This is a genomic window from Microbacterium sp. BWT-B31, from assembly GCF_041379855.1.
In the GTDB taxonomy this organism is placed as follows: Bacteria; Actinomycetota; Actinomycetes; order Actinomycetales; family Microbacteriaceae; genus Microbacterium.
Genome location: NZ_JBFECU010000024.1, coordinates 1 through 22925, shown reverse-complemented (window position 1 = coordinate 22925; position 22925 = coordinate 1). Strand labels below are relative to the sequence as shown.

General features: G+C 68.2%; 26 protein-coding genes and 1 pseudogene. 14 read left to right on the top strand and 13 right to left on the bottom strand.

Annotation, left to right across the window (positions count from 1 at the left end; translation table 11 throughout):
- Nucleotide 1: 1 nt before the first annotated feature.
- Both AB1K54_RS16650 and AB1K54_RS16645 read right to left on the bottom strand, forming a co-directional pair.
- A complete protein-coding gene (locus tag AB1K54_RS16650) occupies nucleotides 2-1102 on the bottom strand; it encodes a 1-acyl-sn-glycerol-3-phosphate acyltransferase (protein ID WP_371203882.1) in 1101 nt (366 codons plus the stop codon).
- Nucleotides 1099-1944, bottom strand: a complete 846-nt coding sequence (locus AB1K54_RS16645) for a patatin-like phospholipase family protein (RefSeq protein ID WP_371203881.1) — start codon at nucleotides 1942-1944, stop codon at nucleotides 1099-1101. Before AB1K54_RS16645 ends, AB1K54_RS16650 begins: the two co-directional genes overlap by 4 nt.
- A gap of 121 nt (nucleotides 1945-2065) precedes the next feature.
- Between AB1K54_RS16645 and AB1K54_RS16640 the strand changes: the two genes are divergently transcribed.
- Genes AB1K54_RS16640 through AB1K54_RS16630 form a run of 3 tightly spaced genes read left to right on the top strand, consistent with a single transcriptional unit; the run spans nucleotide 2066 to nucleotide 4064 of the window.
- Nucleotides 2066-2458 carry a GntR family transcriptional regulator gene (locus AB1K54_RS16640; protein ID WP_371203880.1) on the top strand — a complete coding sequence of 131 codons (393 nt, stop codon included), beginning with the start codon at nucleotides 2066-2068 and terminating at the stop codon, nucleotides 2456-2458.
- Entirely contained in the window at nucleotides 2455-3372 is a 918-nt protein-coding gene (locus tag AB1K54_RS16635; RefSeq protein ID WP_371203879.1) for an ABC transporter ATP-binding protein, read from the top strand. The genes AB1K54_RS16640 and AB1K54_RS16635 overlap by 4 nt, the downstream gene beginning before the upstream one ends.
- Nucleotides 3369-4064, top strand: coding sequence for a hypothetical protein (locus AB1K54_RS16630; protein WP_371203878.1), 696 nt, complete (start codon nucleotides 3369-3371; stop codon nucleotides 4062-4064). The genes AB1K54_RS16635 and AB1K54_RS16630 overlap by 4 nt, the downstream gene beginning before the upstream one ends.
- Nucleotides 4065-4073: 9 nt before the next feature.
- On the opposite strand, the gene AB1K54_RS16625 is transcribed toward AB1K54_RS16630, so the two are convergent.
- The gene (locus tag AB1K54_RS16625; protein WP_371203877.1) at nucleotides 4074-4373 is read right to left on the bottom strand and encodes a chorismate mutase; all 300 of its coding nucleotides are present in this window, start codon (nucleotides 4371-4373) and stop codon (nucleotides 4074-4076) included.
- A gap of 94 nt (nucleotides 4374-4467) precedes the next feature.
- Here AB1K54_RS16625 and AB1K54_RS16620 point away from each other — a divergent pair, with 94 nt between their 5' ends.
- Nucleotides 4468-5664 (top strand): AI-2E family transporter, encoded by a 1197-nt coding sequence (locus tag AB1K54_RS16620; RefSeq protein WP_371203876.1) that lies wholly within the window; start codon nucleotides 4468-4470, stop codon nucleotides 5662-5664.
- A gap of 40 nt (nucleotides 5665-5704) precedes the next feature.
- Here AB1K54_RS16620 and AB1K54_RS16615 read toward each other — a convergent pair whose 3' ends face one another.
- The gene (locus tag AB1K54_RS16615) at nucleotides 5705-6943 is read right to left on the bottom strand and encodes a lactonase family protein (protein ID WP_371203875.1); all 1239 of its coding nucleotides are present in this window, start codon (nucleotides 6941-6943) and stop codon (nucleotides 5705-5707) included.
- Between the two features lie 112 nt (nucleotides 6944-7055).
- On the bottom strand, nucleotides 7056-8342 hold the full coding sequence (locus tag AB1K54_RS16610; protein WP_371203874.1) for an adenylosuccinate synthase: 1287 nt from the start codon (nucleotides 8340-8342) through the stop codon (nucleotides 7056-7058).
- Nucleotides 8343-8448: 106 nt separating this feature from the next.
- On the opposite strand from AB1K54_RS16610, the gene argG reads away from it, so the two are divergent.
- The gene (gene argG, locus AB1K54_RS16605; RefSeq protein ID WP_371203873.1) at nucleotides 8449-9891 is read left to right on the top strand and encodes an argininosuccinate synthase; all 1443 of its coding nucleotides are present in this window, start codon (nucleotides 8449-8451) and stop codon (nucleotides 9889-9891) included.
- A 190-nt stretch (nucleotides 9892-10081) separates the two neighbouring features.
- Here argG and AB1K54_RS16600 read toward each other — a convergent pair whose 3' ends face one another.
- The 5 genes from AB1K54_RS16600 to AB1K54_RS16580 all read right to left on the bottom strand — a co-directional run bounded on the left by AB1K54_RS16600 (nucleotide 10082) and on the right by AB1K54_RS16580 (nucleotide 12922).
- Complete coding sequence (locus AB1K54_RS16600; protein ID WP_371203872.1) at nucleotides 10082-10528, bottom strand: helix-turn-helix domain-containing protein; 447 nt, start codon at nucleotides 10526-10528, stop codon at nucleotides 10082-10084.
- Nucleotides 10528-11256, bottom strand: coding sequence for a hypothetical protein (locus tag AB1K54_RS16595; protein ID WP_371203871.1), 729 nt, complete (start codon nucleotides 11254-11256; stop codon nucleotides 10528-10530). The genes AB1K54_RS16600 and AB1K54_RS16595 overlap by 1 nt, the downstream gene beginning before the upstream one ends.
- A gap of 82 nt (nucleotides 11257-11338) precedes the next feature.
- Nucleotides 11339-11842: a hypothetical protein gene (locus tag AB1K54_RS16590; RefSeq protein ID WP_371203870.1), complete on the bottom strand. Its 504-nt coding sequence runs from the start codon at nucleotides 11840-11842 to the stop codon at nucleotides 11339-11341.
- Between the two features lie 76 nt (nucleotides 11843-11918).
- Nucleotides 11919-12473, bottom strand: coding sequence for a hypothetical protein (locus tag AB1K54_RS16585; RefSeq protein ID WP_371203869.1), 555 nt, complete (start codon nucleotides 12471-12473; stop codon nucleotides 11919-11921).
- Between the two features lie 83 nt (nucleotides 12474-12556).
- Nucleotides 12557-12922 (bottom strand): hypothetical protein, encoded by a 366-nt coding sequence (locus tag AB1K54_RS16580; RefSeq protein ID WP_371203868.1) that lies wholly within the window; start codon nucleotides 12920-12922, stop codon nucleotides 12557-12559.
- A gap of 226 nt (nucleotides 12923-13148) precedes the next feature.
- Between AB1K54_RS16580 and istA the strand changes: the two are divergent.
- The 5 genes and pseudogenes from istA (at nucleotide 13149) to AB1K54_RS16555 (ending at nucleotide 17192) form a co-directional block, all read left to right on the top strand.
- Nucleotides 13149-14358 (top strand): annotated as a pseudogene (gene istA / locus AB1K54_RS16575) (IS21 family transposase).
- Complete coding sequence (gene istB, locus AB1K54_RS16570) at nucleotides 14358-15146, top strand: IS21-like element helper ATPase IstB (protein ID WP_371203867.1); 789 nt, start codon at nucleotides 14358-14360, stop codon at nucleotides 15144-15146. Before istA ends, istB begins: the two are co-directional and overlap by 1 nt.
- 140 nt (nucleotides 15147-15286) lie before the next feature.
- On the top strand, nucleotides 15287-15784 hold the full coding sequence (locus AB1K54_RS16565; RefSeq protein WP_371203866.1) for an RNA polymerase sigma factor: 498 nt from the start codon (nucleotides 15287-15289) through the stop codon (nucleotides 15782-15784).
- The gene (locus tag AB1K54_RS16560) at nucleotides 15781-16797 is read left to right on the top strand and encodes a hypothetical protein (RefSeq protein ID WP_371203865.1); all 1017 of its coding nucleotides are present in this window, start codon (nucleotides 15781-15783) and stop codon (nucleotides 16795-16797) included. The genes AB1K54_RS16565 and AB1K54_RS16560 overlap by 4 nt, the downstream gene beginning before the upstream one ends.
- On the top strand, nucleotides 16794-17192 hold the full coding sequence (locus tag AB1K54_RS16555) for a hypothetical protein (protein WP_371203864.1): 399 nt from the start codon (nucleotides 16794-16796) through the stop codon (nucleotides 17190-17192). The genes AB1K54_RS16560 and AB1K54_RS16555 overlap by 4 nt, the downstream gene beginning before the upstream one ends.
- 224 nt (nucleotides 17193-17416) lie before the next feature.
- Here AB1K54_RS16555 and AB1K54_RS16550 read toward each other — a convergent pair whose 3' ends face one another.
- Nucleotides 17417-17866: a hypothetical protein gene (locus AB1K54_RS16550; RefSeq protein ID WP_371203863.1), complete on the bottom strand. Its 450-nt coding sequence runs from the start codon at nucleotides 17864-17866 to the stop codon at nucleotides 17417-17419.
- Between the two features lie 737 nt (nucleotides 17867-18603).
- Here AB1K54_RS16550 and AB1K54_RS16545 point away from each other — a divergent pair.
- From AB1K54_RS16545 to AB1K54_RS16530, 4 genes are all read left to right on the top strand, one after another.
- Complete coding sequence (locus tag AB1K54_RS16545; protein WP_371203862.1) at nucleotides 18604-19197, top strand: hypothetical protein; 594 nt, start codon at nucleotides 18604-18606, stop codon at nucleotides 19195-19197.
- A 181-nt stretch (nucleotides 19198-19378) separates the two neighbouring features.
- On the top strand, nucleotides 19379-20419 hold the full coding sequence (locus AB1K54_RS16540) for a peptidoglycan-binding protein (RefSeq protein ID WP_371203861.1): 1041 nt from the start codon (nucleotides 19379-19381) through the stop codon (nucleotides 20417-20419).
- Nucleotides 20416-21063, top strand: a complete 648-nt coding sequence (locus AB1K54_RS16535; protein WP_371203860.1) for an ABC transporter ATP-binding protein — start codon at nucleotides 20416-20418, stop codon at nucleotides 21061-21063. The genes AB1K54_RS16540 and AB1K54_RS16535 overlap by 4 nt, the downstream gene beginning before the upstream one ends.
- 38 nt (nucleotides 21064-21101) lie before the next feature.
- Complete coding sequence (locus AB1K54_RS16530; RefSeq protein ID WP_371203859.1) at nucleotides 21102-22244, top strand: ABC transporter permease; 1143 nt, start codon at nucleotides 21102-21104, stop codon at nucleotides 22242-22244.
- Between the two features lie 64 nt (nucleotides 22245-22308).
- On the opposite strand, the gene AB1K54_RS16525 is transcribed toward AB1K54_RS16530, so the two are convergent.
- Both AB1K54_RS16525 and AB1K54_RS16520 read right to left on the bottom strand, forming a co-directional pair.
- A complete protein-coding gene (locus tag AB1K54_RS16525) occupies nucleotides 22309-22590 on the bottom strand; it encodes a hypothetical protein (RefSeq protein ID WP_371203858.1) in 282 nt (93 codons plus the stop codon).
- 43 nt (nucleotides 22591-22633) lie between these two features.
- Entirely contained in the window at nucleotides 22634-22825 is a 192-nt protein-coding gene (locus tag AB1K54_RS16520; RefSeq protein ID WP_371203857.1) for a hypothetical protein, read from the bottom strand.
- Nucleotides 22826-22925: the final 100 nt, after the last annotated feature.

Genomic DNA, 22925 nt, shown 5'->3' with positions numbered 1-22925 from the left:
GTCATCCGGCGACGTGCTCGTCGGGAGCGCCTCGGTCGGCGTGATCGCCGTGCTCGTCGATCCACCGGTCGATGCGCTCGAACCACGCGAACAGCCACTCGGCCTGCGCCTCGGGATCGGCCGGGATCGTCTCGCGCGGGATCAGCCACGCGCGCAGCGTGATGCGCTTGCCCATCGGCAGTTCGCGCCACAGGTCGCGCATCGTCGCGAGGCGCTCGAGGCCGGTGTGGGCGATCAGCACCATGTCGGCATCGGGTGCGCCGGTGAGCGCGGCGTGCACTCCTCCCGGCTGCGGCGGCATGACGTGACGCAGCGCCTCGGCACGCCGGGCCATGTCTCTGCGCCCCGCCGCCCGCAGCCGCGCGATGCGGCTGCGGCGTCGGCGGGGCGACGCCTGGCCGCCTTCGGGAAAGATCACGAGGGCGGCCTCGGGGCCGAGGCCGGCTGCGAGCGCGGCGATCTGCTGCTCGGCTGCACGGCCGCTGGCTGCGCGGCTTGTGCCGAAGCCCGACGGCACGATGAACCGCGTCGGAATGCGGTTCAGCAGAACGTCGATCGCCGGGTCCCATTGCAGGGTGTCTTTGAGCACGATGCGCGGCATCCGCCCCACGCCGTTGAGCATCGTGTGCACGACGATGAAGGAGTCGCCCGGGCCGCCGTGGCGGCTCGCGACGACGATCGGGCGGCTCTGGTCGAAGAGCTCGACGAACGCCGCGTGTGCGACGTCGCGGTCAGGGTCGTCGGAGCCGGTGGTGACGATGTCCAGGCGCAGGACGGAGCCGAAGATCCAGAAGAGCGCCCGCAGCGCGAGCCCGCCGAGGCGGTAGTGGGCGCGGACGAAGGCGGGCGAGCGCAGCTTCCATCCGAACCCCGAGCCGATCCACAGGCCGAAGAGGGCCAGCAGCAGGGCGGCGTCCCACACGAGGTAGACGAACACGAGCCACAGCACCCGCGGGATCCGCATGTGGCCCGGGATCAGCGCGAGCAGCGCGAAGAACGCGACCCATCCGAGCGGGATCAGCACGAGCAGCACCAGGCCGAGCGCGACGACGACGGGCGCGAACACCACGCGGCGCACCCACCGCGGGGGAACCCGCATCATCCCGACCCGCCCAGCCCGTCGAGCCCGTCGAGGTAGGCCGCGCTCGCCGCGTAGGCCTGGTCGATCCGTCGGTGCACCGTGGTCATGCGCCGATACGACAGGAGCGAGTCGTCGCCTTCGAGCGAACCGCCCGAGGGCAGCACGTGCAGGGCGACGCCTGCGGGAAGGTTCGCGATGTCGCGCGCATAGCGGTGCCGCCGCGCGATCTCGAACGCGACGCGGGCGGTGTCGACCGCCGACCTCGGCGCGACCAGCTGCGTCTCGATGCGCCCGACCTGCAGCACGAAGATCGTGCGGGCGCCCGCGCGCACGGCCGCCTCGATCGGGATCGAGTTGACGATGCCGCCGTCGATGTAGTGCTCGCCGTCGATCTCGGTCGGCGGGAAGAGCCCGGGCACCGATGCCGACGCGAGGATCGCGGGAATGAGCGGCCCCGAGTCGAACACCGTCTCGGCGGCGTGCTCGATGTTCGCCGCCACGACCCGCAGGCGTACGGCGAGCTCTTCGAAGCGGGCATCCGCGCCGAGCGCCCGTTCGAGGAGCGCCCGCAGCGGCGCGGGCGAGTTGAGGTGCGTCTTGGTGCGCACGAACCGGCCGAACTGCGACAGCAGCGACTCGCCGTAGACGGCGTTCGCCTCGGTCGAGGTCCACGCCGCCATCAGGGTGTCGACGACGGCGGGCGTGGGGTCGGAGGCCACCAATGCCCCGTTGATCGCTCCGATCGAGGTGCCCACCACGAGGTCGGGCTGGATGCCCCGCTCGAGCAGGGCCCGCAGCATCCCGATCTCCACAGCACCGCGGATGCCGCCACCCCCGAGCACGAACGCCACCGGCTGCTGCATCCCGACCCCTCTCACCAGCTCTCTCAGAATGGCACGGCACGCCCCGCGAGAGGGGTTGACATGATCGCGGTTCAGTGGTTATTTAGTCAAGTAACTAACCAACGAGCCCGGGGAGGCGGATGTGATCGAGGAAGGTCGGCCGCTGTACCTCCAGATCGCCGAGAGCGTGGAGGACTCGATCATCGACGGTTCGCTCGCCGAAGAGGGTCAGGCGCCGTCGACGAACGAGCTGGCCGCCTTCTATCGCATCAATCCCGCCACCGCCGCGAAGGGAGTGACCGTGCTCGTCGACAAGAACGTGCTCTACAAACGCCGCGGCGTCGGAATGTTCGTCGCCCCGGGCGCCCGCGCGCGCCTGCTCGCCGAGCGACGCGACGCCTTCGCCGCCACGTACGTCGACCCCCTGCTCGCCGAGGCGCAGAAGCTCGGGCTCACCCCCGCAGACCTCGGGGCGATCATCCTCGAGCGCTCCCGCCGCACCGAAGCCGTCACCACGGAAGGAACCGCACCATGACCGCTGTGATCGAGGTGAAGAACCTCACCAAGCGCTACCGCGCCACCCTGGCGGCCGACGACGTATCGTTCCAGATCGAGAAGAACACGATCTACGGGCTGCTCGGCCGCAACGGCGCCGGCAAGACCACGGTGATGTCGATCCTCACCGCCCAGAACTTCGCCACCAGCGGCGAGGTCCACGTGTTCGGCGAGCACCCGTACGAGAACGCGAAGGTGCTCTCGCGCATGTGCTTCGTGCGCGAGAGCCAGAAGTACCCCGACGACGCGCTGGCCAAGCACGCCTTCGGCTCGGCGAGACTGTTCTTCCCGAACTGGGACGAACAGTTCGCGCGAGAACTGATCGACGAGTTCCAGCTGCCGATGAAGACGCGCATCAAGAAGATGTCACGCGGGCAGCTGTCGGCCGTCGGTGTCATCATCGGGCTCGCCTCACGCGCAGAGATCAGCTTCTTCGACGAGCCGTATCTCGGACTCGACGCGGTCGCGCGCCAGATCTTCTACGACCGCCTGCTCGCCGACTACACGGCTCACCCGCGCACCGTCATCCTGTCCAGCCACCTGATCGACGAAGTGTCGAACCTCATCGAGCGCGTGCTGGTCATCGACAAGGGGCGCATCATCATGGACGAGACCACCGACGACGTCCGCGGCCGGGCGGCGACCATCGTGGGCGAGGCGAGCGCCGTCGAGGCGTTCGTGCGGGGCCGCGAGGTCATCCACCGCGAGTCGCTCGGCCGCGTCACCTCGGTCACGATCCTCGGGGCGCTCACCCGCGCCGACCGAGAGCGCCTCGCCGCGGCCGACCTCGACGTCTCGCCGGTCTCGCTGCAGCAGCTCATCGTGCGGCTGACCCAGCGATCCGCGCCCGCGGCGGGCGAGGCATCCGCCCTCGACGAAGGAGCACTCCGATGAACCGTGTGTTCAATGTCGTCCGACTGCAGCTGATCAACAAGCAGACCTACATCTGGGTGCCGCTGCTGATCCTCGGCGGCGCGGTCCTGCTCACCCTCGCCATCTACGCGATGCTCGTCGGCGCGGGCATCGAGGGCCCGTTCTACGGCGGCGGCGCGCAGGCGCCGCTGTGGTACTTCCTCGTGGTCGGCGTCCAGGCGCTCACCCTCACGTTCCCCTTCTCGCAGGCCATGAGCATCACGCGGCGCGAGTTCTACCTCGGCAGCCTCCTCACCGCGATGCTCACTTCGCTGATCCTCGCCGTGCTGTTCGTGCTCGGCGCCTGGATCGAGTGGGCGACGGGCGGATGGGGCATGGACGGGTGGTTCTTCAACATCCCGGGAATCTCCGAGGCAGGGCTGTTCGCGACGGGCCTGGCGTATTTCACGATCGCGCTGTTCGCGTTCGTCGTCGGGTTCTGGGCGGCGACGATCTACAAGCGGTTCGGCTCGCTGTGGCTGACGGTCGTGCTCGTCGGAATCGGCGCCCTGCTCGTGCTCGCGCTGTTCATCGTCGGCCGGCTCGACGCGTGGGGTGCGATGTTCGGGTGGATCGCCGCACAGGGATCCATCGGGCTGTCGCTGTGGGGGCTGCTCGTCGCCGCCCTGCTGGCGGGCACCTCATACCTGACGCTGCGCCGCACCGTGCCCTGACAGACCGGCCTACCTGCTGTCTGCGGCGGCCGTGTGGTGGCGGATGACCTCGGCCACGACGAACGCGAACCACTTCTGCGCGAACTCGGGGTCGAGGTCTGCCTCTTCGGCGAGGCGCCGCAGGCGCGCGATCTGCTGCTCCTCGCGGGCTGCGTCGGACGGCGGCAGCCCGTGGTCAGCCTTCAGCTCGCCCACCTGCTTCGTGCAGCGGAACCGCTCGGCGAGCATGAAGATCAGAGCGGCGTCGATGTTGTCGATGCTCGCGCGCAGCCGCAGGAGCGTGGCGGTGGGGTCGACGTCGTCGGTCATGGGCGGGGCCTCCTCGACCTCGACCATACCCCGGCCGCGACGCATGCCGTCCCGATTCTGTCGAGTGGGGCATCCGTCCCCCTAGAGTGAGCACATGAGCGACGGAACAGGCACGCCACGGCCCGAGTCGGCGGCGGCAGGCCCTGCCGGAACGGATGCCGCGGCAACGGCTGCCGCCACCTCGGCGGTTCACCCGCCCGACCCCGCCCTCGCAACCATCACCGCGCCCCCGCTGCCGACGACCTCGACCCGGGTGGACCGCCCGATCGCCCTGGGCTTTCTGATCACGCTCGGCGGCCTGATCGCGATCGCCCTCGGCGTGGCGTTCTCGAACCTGTCGACGATCGTCATCTACGTCGTCTTCGCGCTGTTCGCGGCTCTCGGCCTCGACCCGGTCGTGCAGATTCTCGAGCGGCACAACGTGAAGCGCGCGTGGGGCATCGTCATCACCTACACCGTGTTCGCGCTGCTGCTCATCGGGGTGCTGTGGCTCATCGTGCCCACCGTCGTCACCCAGATCGGCGAGTTCATCTCTGGGGTCCCCGAGATGATCAGCGACTTCCAGGCCTCGGACTTCTACAACTGGATCCAGGCGAACGTCGGCGACCAGCTCGGCGCCGCCCTCGATGAGCTCCGCACCTACGTCACGACGCCGTCGAACATCGCCGCGATCGGCGGAGGCATCCTCCGGATAGGCTTCAGCATCGCCACCACGATCTCGGGCATCATCATCATCCTCGTGCTGAGCCTGTACTTCCTCGCGGGCCTCCCGGCGATCAAGGTGGCGTTCAACCGGCTCGCTCCGGCACGCAGCCGCGCGTTCGTCGGGGGCATGACCGACGAGATCACCGGCTCGATCGGCGGCTACCTGATGGGGATGGTGATCCTCGCGTTGTGCAACTCGGTGGTCGCATTCATCCTGCACCTCAGCCTCGGGCTGCCGTTTCCGATGCTGATGGCGGTCGCCGCGTTCTGCATCACCCTGATTCCGCTCATCGGCTCGGTGCTGTTCTGGATCGCGGCATCCGTGCTGGCACTGTTCACAAGCCCGGTGTCGGCGCTCATCTTCGCCGTCGTCTACCTCGTCTACATGCAGCTCGAGGCCTATCTGCTCACGCCGCGGGTCATGAACAAGACGATCTCGGTGCCCGGGGCGCTGGTCGTGATCGGAGCGCTCGTCGGCGGCACCCTGCTGGGACTGCTCGGGGCGCTCGTGGCGATCCCCGTGACGGCGTCGATCCTGCTGATCGTCAAACAGGTGTTCATTCCGCGGCAGGACGCAAAGGTCTGAGCGCCGGGCACCTTGTGGCGACTCGCTGAACGAGCGAGGGTCAGCGCAGCGGCAGGAGGCAGGTCGGCGACGGCACCTCGGCGAGGTGCCGCACGCGCCCGGGAACCCCGGTGCGGATGTCGAGCGTCAGCGATGCGACCTCGTTCGAGAGCTGGCCGGCGACCAGCAGCGTGTCGCGCACCACGACGTGGTGGCGGGGCCAGTCGACCCCGGCATCGACGAGCGCGACCCGCTCGGTGTGCTCCCCGGCGCCGCGCACGCGCAGCACCGCGATGGTGTTCGAGCCGCGAAGACCCGCGTAGAGGAACTGGCCGTCGCGCGAGCGTGCGAGCTCGGCCGCCGAGTCGCCCGCGAGCGCACCGGTCGGGATGCCGCCGACGAGCCGCCAGCGCGCGTCCGGGCCTTCTTCGAGCGTGAACACCTCGCACGAGTACTCCGTCACGACGTGCAGGTGCCCGCTCGGATGCAGCACCAGGTGGCGTGGCCCGCTGCCGAGCGGCAGCACCACCTCGTGGTCGAGCACGAGTCGCTCGGCGCTGCGGCGCCAGAACCGCACGAGGTCGTACCCGAGATCGGCGGTGACCACTCGCCCGTCGGGGAGGAACAGCGCCGAGTGCGCGCGTGAGACACGTTCGGGAGCCGCTGCCGCAGCATCGGTGCCCGCTCCCGCACCGTCGAGCACGACGGCGCCGGCCACATCGAGCGCGGGGGCGTCGTACTCGGGCACGAACCGCGCGAACTCGTCACCCGCTGCGGCCTTCAGCGACCGGGCCGCCGCCGCGAGCGCGTCCTCGACGTCGGGGTCCGTCCGCGTGCTCGTCTGGGCCTGCGCCCACGAGAACGCAGCCGCGCCCGGCGCGTACGGGTCGGCCGCTTCGGCGCCGAGCTGCGGCGCCGACAGTCGGCCCGCGGCATCCACCCTCAGGTGCACCACTCGACCGTCGCCCCAGCAACTCGCCACGAGCGCGCGACCGTCGGGCGCCACGACGGCGTGACACGTCGCAGCGCCTGCCTCGACCGGGCCGCCGAACGCCGCGAAAGACTCCTCGCCGGTGCGGCGGAACGCCTGCACGACGCCGGTGTGCTCGAGCGTCGCATAGAAGACGTCGAGGGTCGGATGCTTCGTCACCCACGACGGCGAATCGGCGGCCGCGACCGGACCGACGTATGCGAGCGGTCCGCCCGCGGAGCCGCCGTCGGCGTCACCGGCGCGCAGCACGCCGAGTCCCTGGGCTGCGCCGTCCATGTCGGCGGTGTACCCGCCGAGCAGCAGCCTCACCTGGCCGACCCCTGCCGCGGGATCGGGCGATTCCCCTGGCACGGCACGGCCGGCGCGCAGGCACCCTGCGCCGATGACATCGCCTGGTCCGGTCGCACCTCGCGGGCCGTCATCAGTCGATGAGGTCGTGTCGCACGACCACCGCGTCGCGGGCCGCGCCCACGCCGATGACCGAGATGCGCGTGCCGCTCATCGCCTCGAGCGCGAGCACGTATCGCTGCGCCGCGTCGGGAAGGTCATCGAACGTGCGGGCGCCGGTGATGTCTTCGCTCCAGCCCTCGTGGTACTCGAGGATCGGCTTCGCGTGGTGGAACGCGGACTGGTCGACGGGCATCTCGTCGTAGCGCACGCCGTCGACGTCGTAGGCGACGCACACGGGGATCTGCTCGAGTCCGGTGAGGATGTCGAGCTTGGTGAGCACGAGGTCGGTGATGCCGTTGATGCGCGTCGCGTAGCGCGTCACCGGGGCGTCGTACCAGCCCACCCGGCGGGGGCGGCCGGTCGTCGTGCCGAACTCGAAGCCGCGCGAGCGCAGCCACTCGCCGCTCTCGTCGAACAGCTCGGTCGGGAAGGGGCCCGAACCGACGCGGGTCGTGTACGCCTTGACGATGCCCACGATGCGGTCGAGGCGGTTGGGGCCGACGCCTGCTCCCGTCGCCGCGCCGCCCGCGGTCGCCGACGACGAGGTGACGAACGGATACGTGCCGTGGTCGACGTCGAGCATGGTGGCCTGGCCGCCCTCGAACACGACGACGTCGCCGGCGTCGAGCGCCTCGTTCAGCAGCAGCGACGTGTCGGCGACCATCGGGCGCAGCCGATCGACGTACGACAGCAGGTCGGCGACGACCTCGTCGACGGCGATGGCGCGGCGGTTGTAGACCTTCAGCAGCAGGTGGTTCTTCTGGTCGAGCGCCCCCTCGACCTTCTGACGCAGGATGTTCTCGTCGAAGAGGTCCTGCACGCGGATGCCGACGCGGTTGATCTTGTCGGCGTACGCCGGGCCGATGCCGCGGCCGGTGGTGCCGATCATGCGCTTGCCGAGGAAGCGCTCGGTGACCTTGTCGAGCGTGCGGTGGTACTGCGTGATGATGTGCGCGTTGGCGCTCACGCGCAGCCGCGACGTGTCGACGCCGCGCGCGTGCAGCGCCTCGAGCTCGGCGAACAGCACTTCGAGATCGATGACCACGCCGTTGCCGATGACGGGGTTCACGCCGGGCGACAGGATTCCCGAGGGCAGCAGGTGCAGCGCGTACTTCTCGTCGCCGATCACGACCGTGTGACCGGCATTGTTGCCGCCGTTGAACTTGACGACCCAGTCGGTGCGCTCACCGAGGAGGTCGGTGGCTTTGCCCTTGCCCTCGTCCCCCCACTGGACGCCGATGATCACGATGCCTGGCATGGGCTACTCCCCCGCTATCGGACGGTTACACCCCATCCTATCGAGCACGGCGGTGACGGATGCTTCGGCCCGAGGCATCCGTCACCCGCTCGGTAGACTGGAGCCCATGTCGAAAGTCCTCCAGTCCCTGCCCGTCGGCGAGCGCGTCGGAATCGCCTTCTCGGGGGGCCTGGACACCTCGGTCGCCGTCGCCTGGATGCGCGACAAGGGCGCCGTCCCCTGCACCTACACCGGTGACCTCGGCCAGCCCGACGAAGACGACATCGCGTCGATCCCCGACCGGGCCCTCACCTACGGCGCCGAGGTCGCGCGGCTCGTCGACTGCAAGCCCGCGCTCGTCGAAGAGGGCTTCGGGGCGCTCGCGTGCGGCGCGTTCCACATCCGCTCGGGCGGGCGCACCTACTTCAACACGACTCCCATCGGCCGCGCCGTCACCGGCACCCTGCTCGTGCGCGCCATGAAAGAGGACGGCGTCGACATCTGGGGCGACGGCTCCACCTATAAGGGCAACGATATCGAGCGGTTCTACCGCTACGGGCTGCTGGCGAACCCGGCCCTCCGCATCTACAAGCCGTGGCTCGACGCCGACTTCGTGACCGAGCTGGGCGGCCGGGCCGAGATGTCGGCCTGGCTCGTCGAGCACGGATTCCCGTACCGCGACAGCGCCGAGAAGGCGTATTCGACGGATGCCAACATCTGGGGCGCCACGCACGAGGCGAAGACCCTCGAGCACCTCGACGTGTCGCTCGAGACCGTCGAGCCCATCATGGGCGTGCGGTTCTGGGATCCGTCGGTCGAGATCGAGACCGAAGACGTCACGGTCACCTTCGACGCGGGCCGCCCGGTCGCCCTCAACGGCGTCGAGTTCTCAGACCCGGTGGCGCTCGTGTTCGAGGCGAACCGCATCGGTGGCCGCCACGGCCTGGGCATGAGCGACCAGATCGAGAACCGCATCATCGAGGCGAAGTCGCGCGGCATCTACGAGGCGCCGGGCATGGCGCTGCTGTTCATCGCGTACGAGCGCCTGGTCAACGGCATCCTGAACGAAGACACCCTCGCGACCTACCACGAGCAGGGCCGGCGCCTGGGCCGCCTGATGTATGAGGGCCGCTGGCTCGAGCCGCAGTCGCTCATGCTGCGCGAGTCGATCCAGAAGTGGGTGGGCTCGACCATCACCGGCACGGTGACCCTGCGGCTGCGCCGTGGCGAGGACTACACGATCCTCGACACGTCCTCACCGAACCTCTCCTACGCGGCCGAGAAGCTCTCGATGGAGCGCGTCGGCGACGCCGCGTTCGGCCCCACCGATCGCATCGGCCAGCTCACGATGCGCAACCTCGACATCGCCGACTCCCGCACCCGCCTCGAGCACTACGCCGCCGCCGGCATCATCGGCGGCGCCACCGGCGAACTCATGGGCCACCTCTCGCAGGGCGAGGCCGCCGAGATCACCGAGCACGCCGAGGACTACAGCGCCGAGCGCGAAGAGCTGGCAGAGGCGACGGATGCCGCGAACGAGGCATCCGCCTTCGACCTCGGCACCGACTGACCCGGCCGACTCACTCGCCGGGGCATCGTCTCGGCACCGACTCTCGCTCGCCTCGCCCTGCAGAACTCCTCCAATTCGGCACGCCGCAGCCGGGAACCGGCCTCCAGCACGGCATCCACGCCGATTCGAAGGAGTTTCGCCGTACGAGGTGTGCTGGCTCGCCCCGTGACGGATGCCGAGGAGGCATCCGTCAGAAGCGTCCGCCGACCTCGGCCACTCGCTGCGACGCCATCGACTCGAGTCGCACGAGGAACTCCGCCGACGGCATGACCTTGCCGCTGAGGTAGGTGCTCAGTCGCGACGGGGAAGTCCCGAGCCTTCGTGCCGCCTCCGCCTGGGTGTACCCAGTCGCCTGGTAGGCGCGGACGATCCGCCGCAGCGCCGCGGTGCGTGGCGATTCGATCAGCAGAGCGATCGTGCTGCGGGTGACGGCGACGGCACCGGATGCCTCGGCAACTGCCGCCGCTTCGGCGAAGTCCTCCGCGATCGGGCCCGCCGGGTCGGCGACTACCGCGAGCGCGATCTTCCGCCAGTCGTCCACGCCGCCACGCTCCAGCGCGGCGACCATCCCCTCTACGCCCCACTCCGCGACGGGGTCGGCAGGGCTGACGGTGAGGTTGCGGAACGCGAGCGCCATCACTGCACCTCGGCGAGGACGATGCGCGACGCGAGGTCGCGACAGACGTCCACGACGTCCGCCCAGTCGTGCCAGCGCGGACGCAGACCCTTGTACTGCGCCAACCGCGTCGTCGTGCGCGAGTCCCGAGGCTGTGGATCGGCGAGCTGGCGAACGACTTGATCGCGCACCGGCCGTGCGTCGGCCGGCTGGTGCGGATCGGCGTAGTAGTCGTCGATCCGCGCGAGGACACCGGCAGCGTGCTCCAGTCCATACCGCGAGGCGAGGGCTGCGACGTCGAGGTAGTCGCGCACCTGATTGCGCTTGACGACGAGATAGGCCTTGATCCGCAGGATCTCGTCGGGAGTGGGCACTGTCAGCGACGAGTCATCCTGGAGTCGAACCGACTGCACCTCGAGGGGCCGCAGTCGGATCAGCTGGCGGATGCCGGTCTCGATGCCGCCGAGCTCGCCCAGGATCAGCTTGCCGGGCACGACGCGGTTCAGCACGAAATCGCCTTCTCGCTCGAGGGCCTCGAGGACGGTGTCGAACCTGTCGTGCAGATCCGCGACCACGTGGTCATGATCGAACGACAACCGGTGCCCCGCGTAGTACGCCGCCGCCGACCCGCCCACCAGCACGGCATCGGGAACAAGCTCCTGAAGGCGGGCGGCCGACTCGAGCACGGATTCGAGTTTCGCGCTCGTCTCGTCGTGGCCACTCGAGAGCGAGGGATCGTCGGTGCTCATGCATCGAGAGTATCAGATGTGATAACAATGGCAGAGTTCTGGTTCGAGCCGCGTCAGGCCCGAGCCAGCAAGAACCCAAGCATCACTCGCCGAGCACGTCCCAGTAGGACTTCTGCGGGCAGAGGCTGTTGAGGCGATCGAAGCCACCGGTCGGCATTCCTCCTGATTCGCGCAACGCGACGTAAGGATTCCACTTCGCACCGTCGTCCAGGAACGCCTGCCGGCTCGGAGGAGTGACTGGGGACCCGTTCTCCGTGAGGCAAGCGGCCGTCTGCACCTGCAGATCGTAGAAGGCCGCCCGTTGCTCATCTGTCACGAACTTCGCCGGATCGAGATCCTCATTGCATTCCTCGGTGTCCCGTGCCAACACATCGGCCTGTTCCTTCGCAGTTCCGACAGAGACACCACCCTGCTCGAGTTGCGCGTCCCAACTATGGTCTCGGAGGCACCGCAGGAGTGCCTGCGTCGCATCGGTCTCGCTCGTCGGATAGGGCGACGTCTCGGTTGAGGCGACACACCCGGACAGCACCGCCGCCACAACCATCACGCCGGCGACCAGCGTGGAGCGCATCGAGTCAAGCCCCATGGCTGCTCCTCCTCGTCGGCTCGCATGAGGGTTCACTGAGAGATGGCTGCTCGCGAGGATTCCTTATCTTCGCCGCCTATCCGTTGAACCCCCAGGTGTCGAGCGGGTCTGGGCAACTTTCCAGGTAGCGCTCCTTTCCCGGCAAGCCATCGTAGAGGTTGTACGCGGCGCCGGTCATCATGAGGTCTTCCTCATACACCTGGTACGACGGCAACGCGGGCGGGCTAGCCCCCGCGTTCAAGAGACACTCCAGCAGTCTCTCCTGAGCGGCGAATTCTTCAGCCGCCAGTCGTCCATCCAACGCACGGCCCGGATTCGTCCCGACTCCGAGCTCGATGTGGCACGCCTTCGTCGCGTCCTGGTATGCGGTTTGCTGTTCGGGAGTCACTCTCGCTTCGAAGCCGCCCTCGACGCGACCGACGATGACGTCCCAACCCTTGTTCTGCAGGCATGTGCCCACCGCCGCGGCGGTTTCGGAGGCGCTCCTCCACTGGTTGTCCGGGTCGAAAGTGGCATCCGGCGCGGGAACCGGCCAGCCGTCCGAAAGCCAGACACCCTGTGCAGGATCGAACGTCGGCTCCGTCGTCAGGCCTTGAACGCCCGAGCTGACCGACCGGTCGGGCGCGGGCATCGTGCCCTCCCCGCCGGCGGCGCAGCCGGCGAGGAGGGCAGACGCAATCGCGACCGAAGACGCGAGAGTGTAGCGATTGGCTCTCACGAAGGCTTTGGCGCGCAGAATCCACTCGCCGCAATGAGGTCGTAGGGCGAGTAGATGGTCCAACTGCCTGAACTGGTCAGACCGTTCCAGCTCGTGTGAAGAGCGTTCCCGTAGAAGACCGGGTTGTATCCCGTCGAGTTGTAGAAGTGGGACGTGAGGGCACCGGACGGTGCCGTGGCGGTGAGTTGACTCTGCAGACCCTGCCGATGCGTGCTCGCGCATGACGTGCTGCCGTTCTGGGTCTGGGCCATCGCCGGAGCCACCCCTCCCAGCACGAGCATGGCCGACATGGCCACCGATGCGGCGGTGAGACGTGTGACCTGTCTCTTCGCGTTCTTTCCGTTTGGTTCTCGTTCTGCCACAGCAATTCTTCCTTCCATTGTCGGCCGCTTGCGGCCTTCGTGTTCTGACTCGCCTACTTGAGCTCTTACCTTGAAATGGCCGTAGGGGAGGAATCCTTACATCGGGTCCTCTGACGCAGAGGGCGGGCGGCCGTCGATGCGCCGAGGAATTGGCGGTTGTCGGCGACGCTCCAATCTGACGCATTGACGACGGGCGAAAACGAGGCCACCCAGACAGATTGGGTGGGTGATCTCGGTGGAAGATTGGGCGTTGATCAGGCGGCTGGTCGCGGACGGAGTTCCGCGGCGGCAGGTCGCGAGGCAACTGGGGATCGGGCGGTCGACCGTCGATAGGGCGTTGGCGTCGGACCGGCCGCCGAAGTATGAACGGCCGGCGCAGCCGACGACGTTCACACCGTTCGAGGCGCGGGTGCGGGCGATCCTCACGGAGTATCCGGAGATGCCGGCGACAGTGATCGCGGAACGTGTCGAATGGGACGGGTCGATCACCTGGTTCCGGGAGAACATCAAACGCCTGCGACCTGAGCATCGCCCGGTCGATCCGGCGGACCGGCTGTCGTGGGCGGCGGGTGATGCAGCGCAGTGTGACCTGTGGTTCCCGCCGCGGAAGATCCCGCTCGAGGATGGCTCGAGTGTGCTGCTGCCGGTGCTGGTGATCGTCGCGGCGCACTCGAGATTCGTCACGGCGCGGATGATCCCGACCCGCAAGACGGAGGATCTGCTGCTGGGGTCGTGGGAGCTGATCCAACAGCTCGGAGCGGTGCCGCGCCGGCTGATCTGGGACAACGAACCCGGCATCGGGCAGAAGGGCCGGCTCGCTCGCGCAGGGCGTATCGGCGTTCGCCGGGACGCTGGCGACGAAGGTGGTGCAGCTGCGGCCTTACGACCCGGAGTCGAAGGGCATCGTCGAGCGTCGCAACGGCTGGATGGAGACCTCATTCGTGCCCGGCCGAACGTTCGCCTCCCCGGTGGACTTCAACGCTCAGCTCGCCGAGTGGTTGGAGCGCGCGAACGCGAGAGTGGTGCGGACGATCAAGGCCCGCCCGATCGACCTGGTCGAGCACGACCGCGCGCGGATGCTGCCGTTGCCGCCGGTTCCGCTGCAGCTGGGCTGGCGGCAACGGGTGCGTCTGGGTCGGGACTACTACGTGCGGCTCGATGCGAGCGATTACTCCGTGGACCCGGCAGCGATCGGCCGAATGGTCGACGTCACCGCAGACCTCGACCGCGTCCGGGTGCGGTTGGACGGACGGATCGTCGCCGACCATCAGCGAATCTGGGCGCGCGGCGCGGTCGTCACCGCACCTGCCCACCGGGAGACCGCGGGGTTACTGCGGCAGCAGTTCCAGCAACCGCGGCCGCTTCCCGTCTCTGATGATCTGAGCCGGGATCTCGCTGACTACGACCGGGCCTTCGGAATCGAAGGAGTCGCGTGATGGCTGCCAAGACGACCGACACCGCCAAGCAGATCACCTATCTCGCCGGCGCGCTGAAAGCGCCCCGCATCACGGAAGCCGCCGGCCGGCTGGCCGATCACGCCCGAGATGCGGGCTGGTCGTTCGAGGACTACCTCGCCGCGGTGCTCGAACGCGAAGTGTCCGCGCGCAACGCTTCCGGCGCGGAGCTGCGGATCAAGGCGGCCGGGTTCCCGGCGCGCAAGACGCTCGAGGACTTCGACTGGGACGCGCAACCCACCGCCCGCCAACAGGTCGCTGCTCTCGCCTCTGGAGGATTCCTGCTCGAGGCTCAGAACGTGGTGCTGCTCGGCCCGCCCGGAACCGGCAAGACGCACCTGGCCACCGCGCTCGGGATGGTCGCCGCCCGGCACGGGCACCGGGTGCTGTTCGCCACCGCGACGGACTGGGTGACTCGCCTCACCGAGGCGCATCGGCTAGGGAACCTGCCCCGCGAACTCGCCCGGCTGCGCCGTTACGGGCTGATCATCGTCGACGAGGTCGGCTACCTGCCGTTCGAGCAAGACGCCGCCAACCTGTTCTTCCAGCTCGTCTCAAGCCGCTATGAGCACGCCTCACTAATCCTCACGAGCAACCCGCCGTTCAGCGGCTGGGGAGGTGTCTTCGGAGACCAGGCGGTGGCCGCTGCGATGATCGACCGCATCGTCCACCACGCCGACGTGCTCACTCTCAAAGGCGCCAGCTACCGGCTCCGCGGCAGGGGCATCGAGAGCCTCCCGAGCATCAGAACCCAGGATCCGGCAGACTAACGAAACGACGAACCGGTGGCCTCATTCTCGAGCGTCGCTTTGGCTTCAGGTTGGACCGTCGTCGACAGCGGTCGGGAATCGCGGTGTTAGGTTTCCGGCCCAGCGGCCATTTCAAGGATGAGACGTAGTTTGGGGCTCGGATGACGGCGAAGCAACAAGCCTTCGAGTCGCTGTTCGCCGCGCACTTCATCGAGATCGTCCGATTCGCCGAGCGGCGTGTCGGCGACACCCAGACTGCAGAAGACATCGCCCAGGCGACATTCGAACTGGCGTGGTCGCGCCTCGACAGGCAGCCGATCACCGCCCCATGGCTCATCAAGACAGCAGGGAACAAGGTGAAAGAGCATCTGCGACGCAGCCGCCGAAAGGTGTCGGCGGATGCCGCCTTGCAGCGCCGAGAGGAAGAGCGTCCCGTCGGGCTCGATGCCCTGGAGTCGCTCGCGCTCCGTTCGGCGCTGCACCTGCTGACGGACCGTGAGCGAACCGTCGTCGAGCTCACATATTGGGAAGGGCTCAGCGCCCAGCAGATCGGTGAGGTACTCGGAGCATCCGACAAGACCGTCTGGGTCACCTTGAGCAGAGCCCGCGCGAAGATGCGCCCAGCGCTCGAACGAACAACCGAGGGGGTGCAACGATGACCGGACCCCTCGACGACGACATGCTCGACCGGTTCATGCGCGCTACCGATCCGGCTCTCACGCCCGCGGACGCTCCGCTTACCGTCAGGCACATCGCGATTCGAGATCGGATCATGATGGACGCCGATCCCGAGGCGCGGCGCCGCCGCCCGCACCTGACACTGTGGCTGACAAGCCTGCCGGTGGCCGTCACCGTCGTCATCGTCGCGCTGATCGTGATCACGGGCATCCCGCTCGGCTCGACACCCGCTGTCGCCCTGACGCCACCCCCACTGACGTTCACCAAGACGGGTCAGACGACATCGGAGGTGCTCATGGAAGCGCAGCGAGCACTCGCTGAGGATGGAACACCCGCCGAGCCGCTCCGTTCCGCGACGTCAACCGGGTGGTACCTGCAGATGGGGCAGAACGCGGAGGGTGTGACGACGACGGCGACGGTGAGTCCACAGATCACGACCGTTCGGTGGGCACCGGATGGCTCTGGCCAGTTCACCGTCGTGGCGGGCGAACCGTACTGGGGGGACGGATCCCCCGCACCGACGCTCGCTCCCAACGCGCCGCCGCCCGGGACCGTCATCTCCGACAGCAACATCCCGACGGGCGGCATCGGCGTCCCGACGACCGACCCACCGGGTTCGACTGAAGCAGAGATGGCCGCATGGCTGGTTGCGATGGGACTCCCGGCGGATGCTGACGCCGCAGATCTCATCGACACCATCAACCTGGCGATGAATTACTGGACGCTGACCAACCAGCAGCACTCCCTCCTCTTGAAGGCACTGCTCACCCGGGACGACGTGGACGTCGTCGGCACGGGGAGGGATCGTGCGGGTCGCGATGTGGTCGGCATCACGACCGACTCCACACGATTCCCGGGCTCCCGACGACTCCTCCTGATCAGCACCGAGACCGGTCGAATCGTTGCCGAGGAGGTCCTCCGCACCACCCCGTTGGGCAAACTGCCCGCGGGATCCGTCATCTCCTACACACTCTGGGGGCTACCCACCACATGAAGCTCCGCGCCGCCCTCGCCACCTTCGCGGCTGCGATCCTGCTCGCTGCGATGCCCACCACCGCGCACGCCGACGAACTCGATCCTCAGATCGCAGCGGCCCTCCAGGCCGTACCCGGCGGCGAAGCACTGAACTCCACCACCGCGTACTGGCCAGACCTGGCGATGACGCTGAAGGTGCCGGACCCAAGGTTGCGGGAGTCCATCGGCAACTGTCCGAACGGCAGTGTGTGTGCGTTCACCGGCGATTCCCTCACCGGGTCACGACTTGCGTGGACAACCTGCGGGACCTTCTCGACAACGGCGTTCACCGTCCCCGTTCGATCCATCGCGATGGCGGCGAGGGGTGGGGATCCCTCGACCGCCATCTCGTTTCCGTATGCTGAGCTGTCCTGAGCAGGAAGTGCTGTCCACGAGCCGATCGAGCGGTCGGGCGCGGGCATCGTGCGCAATCGCGACCGAAGACGTGTCCGGTGCTCGGAGTCACATACGTTTCTGACTCCGAGCACCGGATCGCACCGACAGCTACTCGCGAATCTGCGGGCACGCCTCTTCGAGTGCCGGGCCACGTTCGCGCACGACGTCGACATCGATGTCCGCGTACGGCGACCACGCGCCCTTCATCTCGCCTGATACGTGGGCGCCGGCGGAAGCTCCACACCTTCGCCGACCAGGCACTCCCTGAGCTCGAGGAAGCGATCATAGTACCTCTGACGGTCAGCATCGCTCACGTCGTCGAACGTCGGAGTCTCCACCCTTGACCAGCAAGCCTCCGAGGCCGACTCGTACTGGCTCTCCTGCCCACGCGGCACATGAGTGTTGACGCTGTCGTCGTCGGCCGCAGTCGCGCCCCAGCCGGCGTCGCGCAGGCACGCCGCCACCAGTTCGCTCGCCTCTCGACCGCTCTTCACGAGAGTCGCGTCCGCCTCATCGGCAGTCGGCGCACACGCCGCGAGCACGAGCAACCCGATAATCGTGACGGCTGAAACCAAAGGCCGCCCTACGCGCGACAGGTGTTCGCACGCGAAGTCGAAGTCATCATCGGTCAGTTCGTCCCGGTTGTCGCCCATGACTCTCCTTCGATCGGCCCCCGTTGCAGGGGCTTCACTAGGAAATGGCCGGTCGCGAGATTTCCTTACATCGCCGCCTTTGTGCAACTCGCCGCGCGGCGTGTTCGCAGGGATCGAAGGCTCTCGAACTCGCCCTGCAGCGTCAACGGCGCTGGCGGCACGTGACGAGCGCTGCGCACCCGCGCCGCAGGGCTCAAGACCTCCCCATCACACGAGGCGACATCCGTCGAGATCGTGTTGTTAGGTTTCGCCCACCTGCGGCCATTTCAAGGTGAAGTCACTCTTCGATCGTGTACGCACATCGGAAAGTGAGAAGGCCTTGACATGAGGGAGGGCAATAGTGCGAAACAGGCGTTGGGTTAGAGTCGGAGCGATTGCGGGAGCGATTGCGCTGGTGACAGCGGTCGCGGGTGTCGGAACACCCGCGACGGCGCTTGAGACAACCTCCCCCTTGCTTACGTGCTCCGCACCAAAGACGGTGAAGGGTTACTCGAACCCTACGAACGGCTCCACCCATAACCACCGTCAGAACGGCACCGGTGCCTATTGGAGTTCTGACTTCTGGGGCCCTGGCGATCACCACAGCTATGGCCCGTACCTCAGCGCAACTGTCTGGTTTACAAGCGCGGGTGCGTCAACGTGGTCCACGAGCTGCTTCTAGAGGCTTTGTCGTGATCCACCGTTGCTCGGCCGCAGGGGCTCTCGCGATCATGGGTCTCATGATCGTCGGGTGCGGGGTGACCGAACCGAGCGACATACGATCCTTCGACGACCTGGCGGCGCCGGCGGCGAGCGCCATCAGCGAAGCCCTTGCAGCGAACCTCCTCGATCAGCAGATCGAGGCGGCCTGGGACAACACACACGCGTTGTTTCCGGACTTGGATCGCCCAGACGTCACCACTGTGCGCATGGTCGCAAGGACGGAGTGGGCGCAGACGATTCTCGCGTGCATGACGGATGCGGGATACTCCGGGCGAGCAGTGGAAGATGGCTCCTTCCAGACAGGAAGCATCGACCCCACCATCGCTCCGCAGTACTACACCCAGCTCTTCGTCTGCAAAGCGGAGTACCCGATCGATCCACGATACCTCGCACCTTTCAACGTTGAGCAGATCGAGTACCTCTACGCGTACTTCCGAGACCAGCTTGCCCCGTGCCTAGAAGAGCATGGCTACACACCGAGCAAACTGCCGTCGTTTCGAACCTTCTCAGACGGCTGGACCGATGAATCTGCGAGATGGACGCCGTACGCGGACGTCATACCAACTTCAGAGAGTGCTTGGTTGGAACTCCAGCAGAGCTGCCCGCAGCTACCGCGCTCCATCTATTGAGCCCCAACGGTCGGAGATGCCCCATGCCAACTGCCCTACGGGCGAATCACAACAATGACTCAGACCGGTGCGCACGATGACGAGTCAAGAGCTTGAGGTCACGGTCGACGAGACGCCGGCGCCCGCCGCGCCGTCCTTGACTGGCACCGCAAAACTCCGGAGGAGGCGCTGGGGGTGGTGGGTGCTGGGCGCCGTAGTGCTGGCAGGTGCTGCCGGCGCGGTGGGGTGGGCGGCGGCATCCGTTCTCTCTCCGGCCGAAGACGTGCTCGAAGCGACCCCGTTCACGTTCGTGGAGGTCGCGGCGGGTGAGGTGGGGTCGAGCATCCAGCTGAACACGGTCGCCGAGTGGTCGCCGGTGCCGGTCGGCACCAACCGGGCCGCGGGTGTGGTCACCACGATCGGCGTCGCTCCGGGCGAGGAGGTGGTGCAGGGGTCGGTGCTGTATACCGTCGACCTGCGGCCGGTGGTCGTCTCGCAGGGCGCGGTGCCCGCGTTCCGCGCAATCGGCGCCGGGGCTGAGGGCGCCGACGTCGTCCAGCTGCAGGCGCTGCTCGCCGCGCGCGGGGTGTACGACGGGCCGGCCGACGGCACGGCCGGATCTGGCACGGTCGGCGCGATCCGGGAGTGGCAGAAGAGCATGGGGATGCCGCAGACCGGCGTGATCGAGCCCGGCGACGTGATCTTCGTGCCGACGCTGCCGACCCGCATCGCTCTCGATGAGGAGGTCGTGTTCCGCGGAGCGACCCTCACCGGCGGTGAAGAGGTCGTGCGCGGGCTGCCCGCAGCCCCCGTGTTCACCGTGCCGGTCACCGGCGCGCAGGCGGCGATGATGCCGGCGGGAACGCGCGTGGAGATCACCGCGCCCGACGGAACCGTGTGGACCGCGTTCGCCGGCGCCCGCGCGTCCGACCCCAACAGCGGCACGATCGACGTCGCCCTCGACGGCGAATCCGGCACCGTGATCTGCGCCGACCAGTGCGGCCAGGTGCCCGTGACCGGCGAAGCGCTGCTCGGCTCGCGGATCGTCACGGTCGCCCCCGTGCAGGGGCTCGTCGTGCCGTCGGCGGCGCTCGTCACCGAGGCATCCGGTCAGACCGCCGTCATCACCGCCGACGGTCAGCGCGTGCCGGTCACGGTGGTCGCCTCGGCGCGCGGCATGAGCGTCGTCGAGGGCGTCGAGGCCGGAGCACGCGTGCGGGTGCCCGCGACGGACGCGCCGTGACCCGCCCTGTGCTCGAAGCCCGCGGACTCACGTTCGCGTACGGCCCACGCAGCAACCCGGTGCTGTCGGAGTGGGACGCCGCGTTCCCGGCCGGGTCGACCACCGCGCTCACCGGACCCTCGGGCCGCGGCAAGTCCACCCTGCTCTACCTGCTCGGACTCATGCTGCACCCCACCGCCGGCGACGTGCTCGTCGACGGCGTCGCGGTCACCGGGCTTCGCGATGCGGCCCGAGCACGGCTGCGCGCGGGCCGCTTCGGGTTCGTGTTCCAGGACGCCGCGCTCGACGCCACCCGCACCGTGCTCGACAACGTCACCGAGACCGCCCTGTATAGAGGAGAGCAAAAGGATGCCGCGGCCCGCCGCGCCACCGCGCTACTCGAGCGCTTCGGGGTCGACGTGCCCCCGCACCGCCGACCCGGCCAGGTCTCGGGCGGTCAGGCCCAGCGGATCGCGCTGTGCCGGGCGCTGCTCGGCGAACCGGGGATCCTGCTCGCCGACGAGCCCACCGGCAACCTCGACCCTGCGACCGCGACCGTCGTCGTCGACGCGCTGCGCGACCATGCCCACGCGGGCGCGGCGGTTGTCATCGTCACCCACTCCCCCGAGGTCGCGGCTGCGTGCGACCGGGAGATCCGGCTGTGACGCGCGCTTCGTCTCGCTTCGCTCGCTCAACGACCGGGATGGCGGTCGCTCGCTCAACGACCGGCGTGGCGGTGACGCGCGGGGCGACCGGGGTGGCGGTGGTGCGGGAGGCGTGGGCGTCGGTGGTGTCGCAGCCCGTGGCATCCGTTCTCACGACCCTCATGATCGTGGGCATGGTGCTCGTCGTGATGCTCACCACCGGCCGCACCGTCGGCGCCGAGCAGGCCGTGCTCGGCTCGATCGACGACGCCGGCACCCGCACCATCCAGGTGCGCGCCGAGAACGGCGCCGGCCTCACCGCCGACGTGCTGGAGCGCATCTCGCACCTCGACGGCATCGAATGGGCCGCCGCGTTCTCGTCCGCGGTCGACGCCACCAACACGGGTATCCCCGACGGCACGCGCGTGCCCGTGCGACTCGCGTATGGAATGCACCTCGACCGGCTCGGCATCCCCGCCGTCTCACCCGTGCCCGGCGGACTCGCCTACGCGTCGACGCTCGCCCTCGATCAGCTCGGCCTGCCCGACGTCGCCGGGTCGGTGACGACCACGACCGGCACGTCGTACGCCATGGCGGGGCGGATCGAGACCCCCGATTTCCTCGCGGGGTTCGAACCGGTCGTGCTCGCGCCGCAACCCGACGCGACCGGCGCCGAGACCGTCAACGTGCTGGTCGTGATCGCCGAACGCCCCGACCTCGTCGCGCCAGTGTCGGACGCCGTGCTGTCGGTGCTCGCCGCGGATGACCCGACCAAGGTCACCGTGCAGACCTCCGAAGCCCTCGCCCAGCTGCGCGCGATCGTGCAGAGCCAGCTCGGCGGATTCTCGCGCGGGCTCGTGCTGGTGCTGCTCGCGGTCACCGGCATCCTCGTCGCGGTCATCCTCTACGGGCTCGTCATGATGCGCCGCAAAGACTTCGGCCGCCGCCGCGCGCTCGGCGCCACCCGCGGGCTCATCGTCGGGCTGCTGCTCACGCAGACCGCGATGCTCGCCGTCCTCGGCGTAGGGCTCGGGGTCGCGGCATCCGTCATCGCCCTCGTCGCCACCGGCGACCCGCTGCCGGGATGGGACTTCACCCTCGCGCTCGGGGTCCTCGCGCTCGCGACCGCGGTCGTCGCGGCGCTCATCCCCGCTGTGGTGGCCGCCCGGCGAGAGCCGATCCGCGAGTTGCGGGTGCCTTAGCAAACCTCGATCGTGCTTGCCAGCGGTGACGACCGATGTGCCGTCGGCGAAGCGCGAGCCGAGCTCACACTTCTATTTGTCTCCAGCCGCCATGATGGCCTGCCATGAGGATCTGGACCACGTACGCTGAGCCAAGCTCTTGCGCAAGCCTCTGCGCAAGAGCTTGGCCGACCCGATAGTGCTCTGCCACCGCGATCGTGTTGCCCTCTGCGATCGCCTGGCCGACCGAATTCCAGTGCCGGAACTCCAGCATCAGGCCGGTCGAGACGGGCATCTGAGATTCGTCGTCGAAAATCGGCGGTGGAAACCACACCGGAAGGTGGTCGCGGAATTCATCAGCGACCACCCTCACGATTCGGCGCGGATCGCTCATTGGTGTGCGAAGCCCTCTAGCAGACGTATGCGCTGCTGGGGATCGAAGTGGTGATGCGATTCGTATCGGTCCCGAAGATCACCGACGGATAGAACGTGTACTCGTAGTTGCCGTACTGGTCATACATCAGCGTGGGGGCGCCTACGCATCTCGTATTGTTCGACCCCTGTGGCACATCCACCATAGCTGTGAACGTGGCGACGGTCACCGCGTGATCCTTCGAGAGAACTCTTCACATCCGTCTCGAAAGGAACCACGACGATGACCGTCGTACCCAGTATTGACCCTGCCCGTTTCCTCCACGAACA

Excerpts from the sequence above, each read along its gene's own strand:
- AB1K54_RS16600 (WP_371203872.1), bottom strand. The coding sequence starts at position 10,528 with ATGGCGCTCGCGTTCCGCAACCTCACCGTCAGCCCTGCCGACCCCGTC.
- AB1K54_RS16530 (WP_371203859.1), top strand. The coding sequence starts at position 21,102 with ATGGCGGTCGCTCGCTCAACGACCGGCGTGGCGGTGACGCGCGGGGCG.
- AB1K54_RS16610 (WP_371203874.1), bottom strand. The coding sequence starts at position 8,342 with ATGCCAGGCATCGTGATCATCGGCGTCCAGTGGGGGGACGAGGGCAAG.
- argG (WP_371203873.1), top strand. The coding sequence starts at position 8,449 with ATGTCGAAAGTCCTCCAGTCCCTGCCCGTCGGCGAGCGCGTCGGAATC.
- AB1K54_RS16590 (WP_371203870.1), bottom strand. The coding sequence starts at position 11,842 with ATGGGGCTTGACTCGATGCGCTCCACGCTGGTCGCCGGCGTGATGGTT.
- istB (WP_371203867.1), top strand. The coding sequence starts at position 14,358 with ATGGCTGCCAAGACGACCGACACCGCCAAGCAGATCACCTATCTCGCC.
- AB1K54_RS16550 (WP_371203863.1), bottom strand. The coding sequence starts at position 17,866 with ATGGGCGACAACCGGGACGAACTGACCGATGATGACTTCGACTTCGCG.
- AB1K54_RS16565 (WP_371203866.1), top strand. The coding sequence starts at position 15,287 with ATGACGGCGAAGCAACAAGCCTTCGAGTCGCTGTTCGCCGCGCACTTC.
- AB1K54_RS16645 (WP_371203881.1), bottom strand. The coding sequence starts at position 1,944 with ATGCAGCAGCCGGTGGCGTTCGTGCTCGGGGGTGGCGGCATCCGCGGT.
- AB1K54_RS16650 (WP_371203882.1), bottom strand. The coding sequence starts at position 1,102 with ATGATGCGGGTTCCCCCGCGGTGGGTGCGCCGCGTGGTGTTCGCGCCC.
- AB1K54_RS16620 (WP_371203876.1), top strand. The coding sequence starts at position 4,468 with ATGAGCGACGGAACAGGCACGCCACGGCCCGAGTCGGCGGCGGCAGGC.
- AB1K54_RS16555 (WP_371203864.1), top strand. The coding sequence starts at position 16,794 with ATGAAGCTCCGCGCCGCCCTCGCCACCTTCGCGGCTGCGATCCTGCTC.
- AB1K54_RS16635 (WP_371203879.1), top strand. The coding sequence starts at position 2,455 with ATGACCGCTGTGATCGAGGTGAAGAACCTCACCAAGCGCTACCGCGCC.
- AB1K54_RS16585 (WP_371203869.1), bottom strand. The coding sequence starts at position 12,473 with ATGCCCGCGCCCGACCGGTCGGTCAGCTCGGGCGTTCAAGGCCTGACG.
- AB1K54_RS16560 (WP_371203865.1), top strand. The coding sequence starts at position 15,781 with ATGACCGGACCCCTCGACGACGACATGCTCGACCGGTTCATGCGCGCT.
- AB1K54_RS16625 (WP_371203877.1), bottom strand. The coding sequence starts at position 4,373 with ATGACCGACGACGTCGACCCCACCGCCACGCTCCTGCGGCTGCGCGCG.
- AB1K54_RS16630 (WP_371203878.1), top strand. The coding sequence starts at position 3,369 with ATGAACCGTGTGTTCAATGTCGTCCGACTGCAGCTGATCAACAAGCAG.
- AB1K54_RS16595 (WP_371203871.1), bottom strand. The coding sequence starts at position 11,256 with ATGAGCACCGACGATCCCTCGCTCTCGAGTGGCCACGACGAGACGAGC.